Annotated in this window: 15 protein-coding genes; 13 read left to right on the top strand and 2 right to left on the bottom strand. The window is 59.2% G+C overall.

Translation table 11 applies throughout. The features are described from left to right. Positions 1 to 3 precede the first annotated feature (3 nt). The gene (locus tag GRI43_RS06790; protein WP_160730254.1) at positions 4 to 1425 is read right to left on the bottom strand and encodes a sigma-54-dependent transcriptional regulator; all 1422 of its coding nucleotides are present in this window, start codon (positions 1423 to 1425) and stop codon (positions 4 to 6) included. Between the two features lie 91 nt (positions 1426 to 1516). Between GRI43_RS06790 and GRI43_RS14025 the strand changes: the two genes are divergently transcribed. Genes GRI43_RS14025 through GRI43_RS06760 form a run of 6 tightly spaced genes read left to right on the top strand, consistent with a single transcriptional unit; the run spans position 1517 to position 5886 of the window. Beyond that, on the top strand, positions 1517 to 1714 hold the full coding sequence (locus GRI43_RS14025; protein WP_268893574.1) for an aa3-type cytochrome c oxidase subunit IV: 198 nt from the start codon (positions 1517 to 1519) through the stop codon (positions 1712 to 1714). Between the two features lie 12 nt (positions 1715 to 1726). Then, the gene (locus GRI43_RS06780; RefSeq protein ID WP_160730252.1) at positions 1727 to 2845 is read left to right on the top strand and encodes an NAD(P) transhydrogenase subunit alpha; all 1119 of its coding nucleotides are present in this window, start codon (positions 1727 to 1729) and stop codon (positions 2843 to 2845) included. 56 nt (positions 2846 to 2901) lie between these two features. Further along, a complete protein-coding gene (locus tag GRI43_RS06775; RefSeq protein ID WP_160730251.1) occupies positions 2902 to 3687 on the top strand; it encodes a hypothetical protein in 786 nt (261 codons plus the stop codon). Position 3688: 1 nt separating this feature from the next. After that, positions 3689 to 3973, top strand: coding sequence for an NAD(P) transhydrogenase subunit alpha part 2 (locus tag GRI43_RS06770; protein WP_006833497.1), 285 nt, complete (start codon positions 3689 to 3691; stop codon positions 3971 to 3973). Beyond that, on the top strand, positions 3973 to 5544 hold the full coding sequence (locus tag GRI43_RS06765) for an NAD(P)(+) transhydrogenase (Re/Si-specific) subunit beta (protein WP_235903624.1): 1572 nt from the start codon (positions 3973 to 3975) through the stop codon (positions 5542 to 5544). Before GRI43_RS06770 ends, GRI43_RS06765 begins: the two co-directional genes overlap by 1 nt. 3 nt (positions 5545 to 5547) lie before the next feature. Beyond that, on the top strand, positions 5548 to 5886 hold the full coding sequence (locus GRI43_RS06760) for a hypothetical protein (protein WP_160730250.1): 339 nt from the start codon (positions 5548 to 5550) through the stop codon (positions 5884 to 5886). A 6-nt stretch (positions 5887 to 5892) separates the two neighbouring features. Here GRI43_RS06760 and GRI43_RS06755 read toward each other — a convergent pair whose 3' ends face one another. Further along, positions 5893 to 6321, bottom strand: a complete 429-nt coding sequence (locus tag GRI43_RS06755; protein WP_160730249.1) for a DUF2147 domain-containing protein — start codon at positions 6319 to 6321, stop codon at positions 5893 to 5895. Positions 6322 to 6423: 102 nt separating this feature from the next. Between GRI43_RS06755 and GRI43_RS06750 the strand changes: the two genes are divergently transcribed. From GRI43_RS06750 to GRI43_RS06720, 7 genes are all read left to right on the top strand, one after another. Beyond that, the gene (locus tag GRI43_RS06750; protein ID WP_160730248.1) at positions 6424 to 7638 is read left to right on the top strand and encodes a parallel beta-helix domain-containing protein; all 1215 of its coding nucleotides are present in this window, start codon (positions 6424 to 6426) and stop codon (positions 7636 to 7638) included. Further along, positions 7635 to 8654: an SO2930 family diheme c-type cytochrome gene (locus GRI43_RS06745; RefSeq protein WP_160730247.1), complete on the top strand. Its 1020-nt coding sequence runs from the start codon at positions 7635 to 7637 to the stop codon at positions 8652 to 8654. The genes GRI43_RS06750 and GRI43_RS06745 overlap by 4 nt, the downstream gene beginning before the upstream one ends. Next, a complete protein-coding gene (locus GRI43_RS06740; protein ID WP_160730246.1) occupies positions 8651 to 9628 on the top strand; it encodes an alpha/beta fold hydrolase in 978 nt (325 codons plus the stop codon). Before GRI43_RS06745 ends, GRI43_RS06740 begins: the two co-directional genes overlap by 4 nt. Before the next feature lie 96 nt (positions 9629 to 9724). Next, positions 9725 to 10420, top strand: a complete 696-nt coding sequence (locus GRI43_RS06735; RefSeq protein WP_160730245.1) for an amino acid racemase — start codon at positions 9725 to 9727, stop codon at positions 10418 to 10420. A gap of 85 nt (positions 10421 to 10505) precedes the next feature. Beyond that, positions 10506 to 11666 carry a deoxyguanosinetriphosphate triphosphohydrolase gene (locus tag GRI43_RS06730; protein WP_160730244.1) on the top strand — a complete coding sequence of 387 codons (1161 nt, stop codon included), beginning with the start codon at positions 10506 to 10508 and terminating at the stop codon, positions 11664 to 11666. Between the two features lie 8 nt (positions 11667 to 11674). Continuing rightward, entirely contained in the window at positions 11675 to 12367 is a 693-nt protein-coding gene (locus tag GRI43_RS06725) for an NAD(P)H-binding protein (protein WP_160730243.1), read from the top strand. A 17-nt stretch (positions 12368 to 12384) separates the two neighbouring features. Next, positions 12385 to 12840, top strand: a complete 456-nt coding sequence (locus GRI43_RS06720; RefSeq protein WP_160730242.1) for an ABA4-like family protein — start codon at positions 12385 to 12387, stop codon at positions 12838 to 12840. Position 12841 lies beyond the last annotated feature (1 nt).

Below are 12841 nucleotides of genomic sequence, written 5' to 3'. Positions count from 1 at the left end.
CGTTCAGGCAGCGTCACCCATGCCGAGATCTCCGAGCTTGCGGTAGAGCGTCGACCGGCCGATTCCGAGGCGCCGGGCGACCTCTGTCATCCTGCCGCGGTAATGACCGATGGCCAGCCGGATTACATCGGCCTCGATTTCTTCCAGCGGCCTCAGATTGCCGTCCGCCGTGTAGAGCATGATGCCAACGCCTTCCTGCAGGGGGCTTGCGGCCTCATCGGCGAAGTCGCCAACCACTTCGACCAGCTGCGGGAAGCTTTCCACCGTCAGCGTCTCGCGGTCGCAGAACACCGCAGCCCGAAACAGCACAGCCTGCAACTGGCGGACGTTGCCTGGCCAGTCGAACGCTTGAAGCAGCGAAAGTGCGCTTTCGCTGATGGACATATGCCTGAGGCCGGGCTGTTCCCCGATCCGCGCGAGGAAATGGCGGGTCAGGGCCGGAATGTCCCCGGGCCGCTTGCGCAGCGGCGGAAGGGTAATCTTCGTCTGCGAAATCTCTTTCAGGAGATCGGGATGAAAATGGCCAGCATCATTCAGGTCCGCCAAGGGCAGATTGCTGGCGCTGAGGATCCTGACATCGACGCGGAAGCCGTGCTTTGCACCGACCGGGCGCACAATACCGGTGGACAAGGTTTCCGCGAGCTTTGCCTGCAAATCTTCGCTCAAACGGTCGATTTCGTCGAGGATAAGTGTGCCGCCATCGCAATGCTGCAGAGCGCCCACTTGCCGGTCGAAAGCGCCGGGAAAGGCGTTTTGTTCATGTCCGAACAGCACCGATTCTATCGAGTTGGCCGGAACGCTGCGGGCGTTAATCAGACGGATTACGCTCTTGGAGCGCGGGCTGGCCGCGTGCATCGCGCGCAGCAGCATTTCCTTGCCCGTGCCGCGTTCCCCTTCGATCAGCACCGGACCGTGCCCTCGCGCTGTCTTGGCTGCCTTGGCAAGGGCGGCACGGAAATCGGGTGCGTTTCCGATCATGGCGTCGAAATCCAGCGAAGCGTTCAGCTTCTCTGTCAGCGGCTGCAATTCGTCTTTGGGTGCCTCGATCCGCGTGGAGCTGCGCAATGCCTGCATCAGGCGGTCGGGTGAAACGGGTTTGATAAGATAATCAGTGGCACCGGCCCGCATAGCCTCCACCGCAAGCAGCGGGCTCGCACTGGTGGTCAACATCAGGATCGGCATCGCCGGCCGCCGTGCCTTCAATTCCTCAATCAGCGAGCAGGCATCATCGCCGGGCACCCATTGATCGAGTATGATCGCAGAACACTGCATCCCCTGGCGCGTGCCGAGCATGGCAATCGCCGTCTCGGAATCCTTGGCCACCAGCGTGCGCCAACCATCGCGCGCGGCGAGTGCGGTGATCAGCCGGCTCTGTGCCGGCTCATCATCGATCAGCATTAAAAGGCGTGATTCGCTGTCTGACATAATTTCCCAAACCGTCCCGTAGCGGTACAGGCGACCCATTTAGGGACGATGGGTAAAGTTCCGATTAAGGCTAAGAACCGCTTCGGCGGGCTTGAAGCGCAGCGGGCACCGCGATAAACCCGCACCCAGCAATTCAAATACTTTATCTCGAGGAAGACTTACGATGGCTTCGGCAAACGACATGAAAGCAGCAGAAAAGACCTACAGCAGCTTCATTTCCAATCTCAAATGGTCGGTCCCGCTGATCGCGGTAATCACGGCGATCATTGTCATGCTTATTGCGAACTAAGCCAGTATCGCTTTGCACATAGCAGCCCTGAAAGAACGCGCGGCGGGGGAAAAGCGCGTGTCGGTCACTCCTGAAACGGTGAAGAAATTCATCGCTTTGGGTGCGAGTGTTGCGGTTGAAACCGGCGCGGGGGAGGCTGCGTCGATTTCAGATGCCGACTATAAGGCAGCGGGTGCGAAAGTCGGCCCTGCAGACAAAACGGTCGCAGGGGCCAGCATCATCCTGGGCGTGCAGGCGCCCGATGTGGATACGCTGAAAGGCGCGTCAAATGGTGCATGGGTCGCCGCCACTTTCGATCCATTCGGCCGCAAGGACAGGGTAGAAGCCTACGCGAAAGCCGGGCTGGAAGCGTTGTCGATGGAATTCATGCCGCGCATCACCCGCGCACAAAGCATGGATGTGCTTTCGAGCCAGTCCAACCTTGCCGGGTACAAGGCGGTAATCGCCTCTGCCGATACGTATGGCCGCGCATTCCCCATGATGATGACCGCTGCCGGTACAATTCAGGCGGCAAAAGTTTTCGTGATGGGGGTTGGCGTTGCCGGTCTGCAAGCGATTGCAACTGCCAAACGCTTGGGCGCGCAGGTTTCGGCAACCGATGTGCGCTCGGCCACCAGGGAACAGATACAATCGCTCGGCGCAAAGCCTGTCTTCGTGGAAGACGTGGCCGGGATCGAAGGCGAGGGAAGTGGCGGTTATGCCACTGAGATGTCGGAGGAATACCAGAAGGCGCAGGCCGAATTGGTAAGTTCGCACATCGCCAAGCAGGATATCGTGATCACCACCGCCCTGATACCGGGGCGGGCGGCACCGCGACTGATTTCGGACGCGCAGATCGCGAGCATGAAGCCCGGCAGCGTGATCTTCGACCTTGCGGTGGCGCAAGGCGGTAATGTCGAGGGTTCGGCGCCCGATACGCTGGTTGAAAAACACGGCGTTACGATCATGGGATATTCCAACACGCCGGCGCATTTGCCTGCTGATGCCTCGGCCCTGTTCGCGCGCAACCTCTACAACTTCCTCTCGGCCTTCTGGGACAAGGAAGCGGGCAAACCGATCCTCGACGAGGAGATCGGCGATGCCGTCCGGCTGACGCAGGGCGGGGAAGTGGTGAACGACCGGCTGGCATAACTTTTGGGCCAGTCTCTGGCTTAGGGGCTGGAGAGAAAATTCTAAGAGGGGACAGAATGATCAAATTGCAGATCGCCTTGGCTGGTATGGCATTGGCGATGACCGCTCAGCCGGCGCATGCGAAAAGGCTGTATTCCATCTGGAATCTTGTCCCCCAAGGCGAGCAAGGAGATTTGGCAGGGACTACAAGCCTGCCAATTTTCGAGCAATCGCTTGTGCCTGCGCGCGCAGTTCGCCTCATGGCTGACGCGGTTACTGACAAGGGAAAGACGATCCCTGCGGGGACCGAGCTTTTCCGCGTCGTCGAGGAGACAGGCAAATCAGCGTTCTGCACGGTGAAGGATCGATCCGCCGGCAACGCAGCCAAATCGTTGTTCATTCCTGCTTTGGATAAACGCCCATGCCTCGTGGATACCGACAATGACGGCATCTTCGATTTGTCATTCAACGTTTTCGACAAATACGGTTCGGCGCTTACGCCCAGCGGGAATCTGAAGAAGGCGAAGGCGCTGCAACAGGGTTCAGCCTACGAGGAAATGAAGCCGACTGAATTCAGCGCAGGTTATCGTATGACTTTCCGGATTTATGGCAAACCCGACCTTTCAAAATTGGGCGTCGCGGTTGCGCTCGACAAGGGTACCGGCAAAGCCGAAGAAGGTGTGGCGCGCACCGAACGTGTAGGAAACACCGTGATGGCAATGAACGGTCAATTTACTGTGAATTCGATTATCGATGATCGGGTCCTTGCGAATGTTAAGGCAGATCCTTCGGTGGTGCTTGTTGGTGATAGCAATGGCGGAATGGCGGTGGTGAGCAAGCTCCCGGCCTTCCTGGGAGACTGACGTGGACTTTATTTCGATCCTGTCGATTTTTGTGCTGGCGTGTTTCGTCGGCTATTACGTGGTCTGGTCGGTCACGCCCGCGCTGCACACGCCGCTTATGGCGGTGACCAATGCGATTTCCAGCGTCATCATCGTCGGCGCGCTGATTGCGGCGGCAGCGGCGGATGTGCCGGGGGCGAAGTGGCTGGGGCTGCTCGGCATCGTGCTCGCATCCGTGAACATCTTCGGCGGGTTCGCGGTGACGGCGCGAATGCTCGCCATGTACAAGAAGAAGGAGAAGAAGTGATGCGTCGCTTTCTCCTTGCCGCGCCGTTTGCGGTGCTGGCCACCCCCGCTCATGCCGCGACCGGCGAGGCGGTGAACCCGTGGGTGGCGCTCGCCTATCTCGTGTCGGGCGTTTTCTTCATCCTCGCGCTGCGCGGCCTGTCTTCGCCCGCGACGAGCCGGACGGGCAACCGCTTCGGCATGATCGGCATGCTGATTGCGGTGGTGACGACGCTGGTGACGCATTTTCCGACCGTTACCCAGAACGGCACATCGACCAACGACGGAACACCGACCTTCCTAGTCTTGCCTGACCTTTTCTCCGCCAGCGAAATCCTGATCGCCATCGCCATCGGCGCGGTTGTCGGCATCACCATCGCTCGCCGCATCGCCATGACCGCGATGCCTGAACTGGTCGCGGCATTCCACTCGCTGGTAGGCCTCGCCGCTGTGCTGGTCGGCTGGGCGGCCTATCTCAATCCGGGCGCGTTTGGGCTGCTCGTTCCGATGGACACGATCGGCACGGACTATAGTTTGCCCATGCAGATCGGCGCGGTCTCGAAGATCGAAATGGGCCTCGGCATCGCCATCGGCGCGATCACATTCTCCGGCTCGGTCATCGCCTTTGCCAAGCTTTCGGGCCGGATGAGCGGTTCGCCGATCCTGCTGCCCGCTCGCCATGTCATCAATCTCGGCGTGTTGGCCGCGATCATCGTGCTGACCGCGCTCTTTGCAATGGCCGGGCCTTCCGAGACCATGCCGCTCATCGTCGCCATGACGGTGCTCGCCTTCGTGATCGGCTTCCTGGTGATCATCCCCATCGGCGGGGCGGACATGCCGGTCGTGGTGTCGATGCTGAACAGCTATTCGGGCTGGGCTGCGGCGGCGATGGGCTTCACGCTCGGCAATACGGCGATGATCATCACCGGCGCGCTGGTCGGTTCTTCGGGCGCGATCCTCAGCTACATCATGTGCCGCGCGATGAACCGCAGCTTCATCAGTGTCATCGCAGGCGGGTTCGGTGCCGACGCGGGCGCGGGCGGCGGCGAGGCGAAGGAGCAGCGCCCCTACAAGCAGGGCAGCGCGGCCGATGCGGCATTCATGCTCGAACAGGCGGAGAAGGTCATCATCATCCCGGGCTATGGTATGGCGGTGGCGCAGGCACAGCACGCCTTGCGCGAAATGGCTGATCTGCTGGAGGAAAAGGGCGTGGAGGTGAAATTCGCCATCCATCCCGTTGCGGGCCGTATGCCGGGGCACATGAACGTGCTGCTGGCAGAGGCTTCGGTCGATTACGACAAGGTGTTCGAACTGGAAGACATCAACAGCGAATTTGCCCAGGCCGATGTCGCCTTCATCATCGGTGCGAACGACGTTGTGAACCCGGCGGCAAAGACCGACAAGTCATCGCCAATCTACGGGATGCCGGTATTCGACGTGGACAAGGCCAAACAGGTCTTCTTCATCAAGCGCAGCATGGGCGGCGTGGGATATGCGGGCGTCGACAACGATGTCTTCTACATGGACCAGACGATGATGCTGCTGTCCGATGCGAAGAAGATGGTCGAAGAAATCGTCAAAAATCTGGACTGATCGATGAAGAAACTAATCCTGACCCTGGCCTTGCTCGCCGGGCTGGTCGGCTTTGCGATCGCGACCGGTCTGACGGACAGCGTGGTGGAATGGCGGGTGCGCTCTGCACTGGTTGAAAACGGTGTTGGCGAAAAACGCGCGGAATGTATGGCTGCGCGTATGACCGACCGCCTCAGTGTTCCGCAATTGCTGAAACTGCGGAACATGGAAGCGCAGGATGGCGAGCCGGAAAACCCCACCGGCATCCGAGACTTCCTTCGCCGGGTTGACCGGATCGGTGATGCTGAAGTCGTCGCGGTGACGGGGAGCAGCGCAGCCCTGTGCGCTATAGGGATCGGCTAGTTCAGATCAGGCCTTGGTGAATTTGGCGGTGCGGCAGAATACCAGGACACAGCCTTTGACCTTCAGCTCGCTACCGTCGCGCCATACTTCGGCGTCGAAATAGCGCCCATCTTCCGGGCTGTATCCCTTACCCTCGAAACGCGATCCGTCAGCGGAGAGATTCCAGAAAATGCGCATCCCCAGCAATTTGCGGTCGCGCTTCGCCTTGTCCGGGTTTTCGGTGTCGCGCGCGCCGCCCGCCGGTTCCGGCACCAGGAATTGCGAAATCTTCCCGCACATGGATTGGCCGCATTTGTAGAACTGGATCACGGATTTCCCGTCGTCCGTTTTCCAGGCGCCTGTGATCGACGCTGGCGCTGCGCTGGCAGGAGAGCCAAGCGTCAGAGCGGCCATTGCAGCGCTTGCTGCAAGAATTGCGGTTCTGGATAATTTCATCGCCGGGTCCCCGAAAGATATCTGTCGCTCATATACGCTTCAAGCAGCGGCTTGGTTTCGATCAATTAATCGCGCATAGTGATGCCAAGAGGGAGAGATGCAATGGCGAAACTGAATGCGGCGTGTCTGGCGCTGTCGATGACGGCATTTATTGCTGCACCGGCATGGGCTGAAACCATCAATGTAGCGGCTGGCGAGGGTGCTCAGGAGCGACTGCAGGAAGCCCTGATCCTTGCAGAGCCCGGTGATGAGATTGTTCTGCAGGGAGGCCGCTTCGAGCTTACCGACGGGCTTAGTCTGGATGTCGACAGTGTCACACTTCGCGGTGCGGGCATGGACCAGACCGTGCTCGATTTCACCGGACAGCAGGGCGCGGGCGAGGGGCTGCTGGTCACTTCCGACTTCGTTACGCTGCGGGACTTCGCGCTGGAAAATCCCAAGGGTGATGGCATCAAGTCGAAGGGGGCAGATGCGATCGTTTATCACCGCATTCGCGTAACCTGGACCAACGGGCCTGATCAGAACAACGGCGCCTATGGTATTTATCCGGTTGAGAGCACCGGCGTGCTGATCGATGGGACCAAAGTGTCGGGTGCATCCGATGCAGGCATTTATGTCGGGCAAAGCTTCGATATTACAGTCCGCAATTCGATTGCAGAGGCAAATGTTGCTGGCATCGAGATTGAAAACAGCCGCAACGCGCTGGTCGAAAACAATATCGCCACCCGTAACACTGGCGGGATCCTGATCTTCGACCTTCCCGGGCTGCCGGTCATGGGCGGCGGAAACGTGATTGTGCGCAGCAATCTGGTGGTCGACAATGACACGGATAATTTCGCGCCCCCCGGAAATATCGTGGCAGGGGTGCGGCGCGGCACAGGTATCATGGTGATGGCGAACGACAATGTGCTGGTCGAAAACAATGTGCTTACCGACAATGATACGGCAGACATCATGGTCATCGCCTATACGCAGCCATTCGATGATGATCGTTACAACCCCTATCCGCGAGAAGTAACAGTTGGTCCGAACGTCTATGCACGCAGCGGACGAAACCCGCAGCTCGACGGAGGGGAAATGCTGATGACGGCATTCGGTGGTTCGCTTCCATCCGTATTGTGGGACGGCCTGTCGGAAGACGGCACCACTGCGCTCTATGCGGTGGATGGCACTGCAGGCTGGTCGCTAAGCCTTACCGAGCAGGGGAAGGGCCTTGGCGATGCAAATCCGGGCCCGCTGGTGGTTGATGCGCCCGGTAAGACGTTCCAGGCAGAAGGCGTCGGCGCCCCATCGGAGCTGGAGGACAGGCTGGGATGATCGCCCGCGCCGGCGTATTTCTTGCAGCCGCTATCACGCTGGCTTTGAGCGCGTCTTATTCAGCGAATTCGAGTGCGCCGCAGGCCGTCAATCATGCTGTGATTGTCGGAGAAAACCTGCCGCGCAGCCTGAGCGATTTTGCGTTCTTTGTTGATAGCAGCAGACAAATCCCCAGCGCTGGTGTGACGCCCTACCGGCTGAACACTCCGCTGTATTCTGACGGGGCGGAGAAGCTGCGCTTTGTATATTTGCCTGCCGGTACGAAAATGCGCGCAAACGGGGCCGGGCTGCTGGAATTTCCGGTAGGTGCGGCACTGATCAAGACTTTTGCGTTCGGCGATGGGAATGCGCGGCGGTTAATCGAAACGCGGGTGTTGCTGCACCGGGAAAGCGGATGGCTTGCGCTGCCTTATCGCTGGAACGATGAACAGAGCGATGCAGCCTTGGCATTGGCGGGCGCGCGGGTGGATGTCGATGCCGGCGACAGCGGCCAGATCAGTTACCGGATACCGAACAAGAACCAGTGCAAGGAATGCCACGGCTTGCAAGGCGCAGTGGTTCCTATTGGCCCTAAGGCGCGCAATCTGTCGCATAGGTGGCTGTCCGATATGGCCGGTCGTTCGCGGCTGGATAAACTGCCGGATAAGCACGATGCGCTACCAGTTTGGGAAGATCGCAAAGGCAGCGACCTAAACGCAGCTGCCCGGGCTTATCTCGACGTCAATTGCGCCCATTGCCACAGGCCGGGGGCGACTGCATCGAATTCGGGGTTGGACCTCCGCTGGGAGCAGGACGAACCCTTTGCCTTCGGTGTGCGCAAGCGGCCCGTTGCTGCCGGGCGCGGGTCTGGCGGGCATGAATTCGACATCGATCCTGGTCATCCTGAGCGCTCTATCCTGGCGTACCGCATGGGCAGCACCGCGCCCGGCGTCGCCATGCCGGAACTGGGAAAATCGACCGTCGATGAAGCCGGTCTGGCAGTGATAGATCAATGGATTGCGGAGATGGAGCAATGAAGTTTCTGGCCAAGGGTGGCGTGATAATTGCTGTGCTGCTTGTCGCAGTATTTCTGATCTTCAGAACGCCTGACACAGACCCGGCCGAAATGCGCGCCAAGTACGGGACGCCGCCTTCGCAGTTCGTTCAGATCGAAAGCGGCCTCACTGTCCACTTGCGTGACGAGGGCCCGAGAGAAGCACCTGTCATCATGCTGTTGCATGGGTCCAATGCCGATCTGCACACCTGGCAGCCATGGGTTGACCGGCTTAAATCCGACTACCGCATCATACGGTTCGATCAGCCTGGCCATGGATTGACCGGGGCAACCCCTGATGGCGATTACGGGATCGGCACGTACGTGAAGACGATAGACCAGGTAGCGGACAAGCTGGCGATCGACAGTTTCATCCTCGGCGGCAATTCGATGGGCGGCGGCCATACGCTGCAATATGCGCTCGCGCATCCGGACAGGGTCGATGGGATGATACTGGTCGACGCATCGGGTCCGCCGCAAATGCAGAGCGATGACGACGACAGCGCCGGCAATATCGGCTTTACTATCGCCCGCACGCCCGTGCTGAACCAGCTGATGAAACATATCACTCCGCGCAGTCTCGTCGAACAGAGCCTGTCGCAAAGCGTGAGCAGGCAGGAAGTGGTCACACCCGAAGCGGTTGATCGGTATTGGGAATTGCTGCGGTATCCCGGCAACCGCGAAGCGACGATTTTCCGGTTCGGTCAGAAGCGCGTGCCGCTGACAGCTGAGCAAGTTGCCGGGCTGGATATGCCGGCGCTTGTGATCTGGGGGGCGGAAGACGCTCTCATCCCCTTATCCGCAGGCGAATGGCTCGGTGCCAATCTGCCGCGCAGCGAGCTGCTGGTTCTGGACGGGATTGGGCACCTGCCAATGGAAGAAGCGCCGGACCAAACGGCCGAAGCAGTCCGGACGTGGCTGGCGCAGGTCCAATTAACCACTAGCGATCAAAACTAATTCACTTTGATCTCGTCTTATGCCTAATATCCGATGAAATCAGATTGGCCGGGATTGATCGAAATCAGTCATCGGACCTGCGAGCAGGAGTAATGCGTGCGTAATTTGGGACTGATCGGGGGGATGAGCTGGATCTCCACCCGGGTTTACCTTGAACAGATCAACCGGCTGATACAGCGCCGCACAACCCCCCGAACAACGGCACCACTTCTGGTTGAATGTCTTAACTTCGCAGAACTGCATGGTACCCGCGATGGTGCCGGATGGGACCACGCCGGAGAGAGACTGATTGAATCGGCTACCAAGCTGGAACAGGCCGGGGCAGAGGCATTGGTGATCTGTGCCAACTCCATGCACAAGAATTTCGACCGCATTTCCGAGGCGGTCGACATTCCGATCCTCCACGCGGCAGACTACATTGGGAAACGCGTTGCCGAAGCCGGGAAGACCAAGGTCTCGCTGATCGGGCGCCGCAATGTCATGACGGAGGCATTCTTTCGCGAGCGGATTGTCGCGCACGGTGTCGATCTGCTGCCTCCTGATATGAACAATGTCGAACATATCGACAGGATAATTGACGAGGAGTTGATGGCCGGCAAGGTAAGCCGTGATGCGGAACGGGCGCTAAAAACAATCATCACTCAAAAAGAGCAGGCCGGGGCAAGTGCGATCATTCTCGCCTGCACCGAACTGGAACTGGTGGTGGATATCGACGCCAACGTGCTGCCGATTTTCGATTCCGCCAGAATCCATTGCCATGCGGCAGCCGACTGGATCATGGGCGAAGAGTAAAGGGGCCTGCGGGTCCGGCTTTCGTGATGTTGCCCGATTGTTCCCGTTGTTCGCGCCGGTCTGACCGCCTAAGCCGCGCAGCAGAATGAAACGCGCACACCTTGCTGCCGATCCTGCCGCGTCGCGTGGCCGTGAATTCGATGAGAACCGCGATGGGACGCGGGGGCCGCGCAGCGAATTTCAGCGCGACCGGGACCGGATAATCCATTCCATCGCCTTCCGCCGGCTGCGTAGCAAGACGCAGGTCTTTATCGCCCCCGACGGGGACCATTACCGCACCCGGCTGACCCATTCACTCGAAGTTGCCCAGATTGGCCGAGTGATCGCGCGAACCCTTGGCCTGGACGAAGACCTGACCGAGGCGCTTTGTCTGGCCCACGATATTGGTCATCCACCCTTTGGCCATGCCGGGGAAAAGGCGCTGTCGCAGGCGATGGAAAAGCACGGCGGTTTCGATCACAACGCGCAGTCACTGCGCACGCTGATGCGATTGGAAAGCCCCTATTGCGAACACGAAGGGTTGAACCTGACATGGGAACTGCTGGAGGGGTTGGCAAAACATAACGGGCCGGTTCTATCCCCCGGATGGGCGCTTGCTGAACTGGATGCCGATTTCTCGTTGGAACTTGCCAAATATCCTTCGCTGGAGGCGCAGATCGCAGCGGTCGCTGACGATATCGCCTATGACAATCATGATATCGATGACGGGCTGAGGGCAGGCTTCCTTGAGCTTGACGAGTTGCTGACGATAGACTTCGTTGCGGATCAGTGGCGCACGGTCGAAAAACGATTCCCAAATGCCGACCGTGACCGCCAGTTACGTGAATTGGTGCGGGGACAAATCGGACTGATGGTCAACGATGTGATCGAACAGACGGAAAAAGCGACCGCCGATGTCGAAACGATCGATCAGGTGCGTGAAGCGGGCGCTGCGCTGGGCGGGTTCTCCCCTGCGATGGCTGGGGCAGAGCGCCAGTTGAAGAACTTCATGTATGACAAGCTCTATTACCACCCGGAACAGATCGCCACGGCTGAAAACGCGCGGAACGTGGTGGCGCGCCTGTATGCGGCTTTCGAACAGGACAGCAACCTGCTGCCTTCTGGCTGGAAGGATACCTTGCCCGATCACGAGCCTGATCGAAGCAGGCACATTGCCGATTTTATCGCCGGAATGACCGATCGGTTTGCAATCGATCAGTGCGCAAAAATTTACGGGACGATGCCGGAAGGCCTCTCAAATGTCTGAGTTTATTCATGAGTGACCCCGTTCGAATTGCTCTGGTCGGCGCGACCGGCCTGATTGGCCGCACGATCATGGAAGAAAGCGCCCACCGCGCGGACCTGCGTGTGCTTGGTATCGCCCGCCGCGAGGCGAGAATGCCGACCCATGCGTGTATGGAGATGGTTGTTGCGCAACCGGGCGAATGGGGTGCGGTGCTGGAGCGGGTAAAGCCCGACGTGATCATATCCGCGCTGGGCACGACTTGGAAGAAAGCAGGAAAAGACGAGGATACGTTTCGCGCAGTCGATCACGACCTTGTGCTCGAAACAGCGCAGGCGGCGCAAAAGGCCGGGGTGAAGCATATCATTTCCATCAGCTCCGCCGGAGCAGATGCGGCGTCCAAAAATTTTTACCTCAAGGTGAAGGGCGAAACCGATCGCGACCTTTTGAAGGTAGGTTTCGACCGGGTGGATATTTTCCGCCCGGGATTGCTGCGCGGGAAACGCGAAGATGACATGCGTGTCGGGGAAAAGCTCGCCATGATCGGCAGTCCGCTGATCGACGCGATGATGCAGGGCAAATACCGAAAATACCGGTCTGTTCCCGCCGAAACGGTAGCAAGAGCCGCGCTGGCCATGTCGATGCGCAAGGCCGCCGGGAAATTCGTACACGACACTGACGGGATCAGAAGGGCGGCCAACAGCCTTCCGGTCCTGCAAGACTAAATCAAGCGGAGCCTGCCATGTGGGAAGCAATATTCAGTTCGGGCAATATGCTGGCGATGATCGCATGGGCCATGCTGATCCTGCTGCCGCGAAAGCCACTGGTGATGAGCGCGATCATGTATCTGGGGGTGGGGCTGTTATGTCTTGTCTACACGGCGGGCATCGTCAGCATTCTCGCCGGCTGGGCGGACCCGGTCGGCCCAGCCGATGCAACGACCAGCTTTTCAACCATCGAAGGCGTGCGCGCGATCTTTTCCTCGCAAGGCGGGGTCACAATCGGCTGGATTCACTATCTGGCGTTCGACCTGTTCGTTGGCCTGTGGATTGCGAAGGATGCAGATGCGAAAGAGTTTTCGCGCTGGCTTCAGGCGCCGATCCTGCTCGCAACCTTCTTTGCCGGCCCAGTCGGATTATTCCTGTGGCTCATCATCCGCGAGGGGCGTGCGCGCAAACTGGGCCGGATGAAGAACTGAC

The sequence above is a fragment of the Pontixanthobacter luteolus genome (assembly GCF_009828095.1).
Taxonomy (GTDB): Bacteria; Pseudomonadota; Alphaproteobacteria; order Sphingomonadales; family Sphingomonadaceae; genus Pontixanthobacter; species Pontixanthobacter luteolus.
This window is presented reverse-complemented; position numbering and strand designations above follow the sequence as displayed.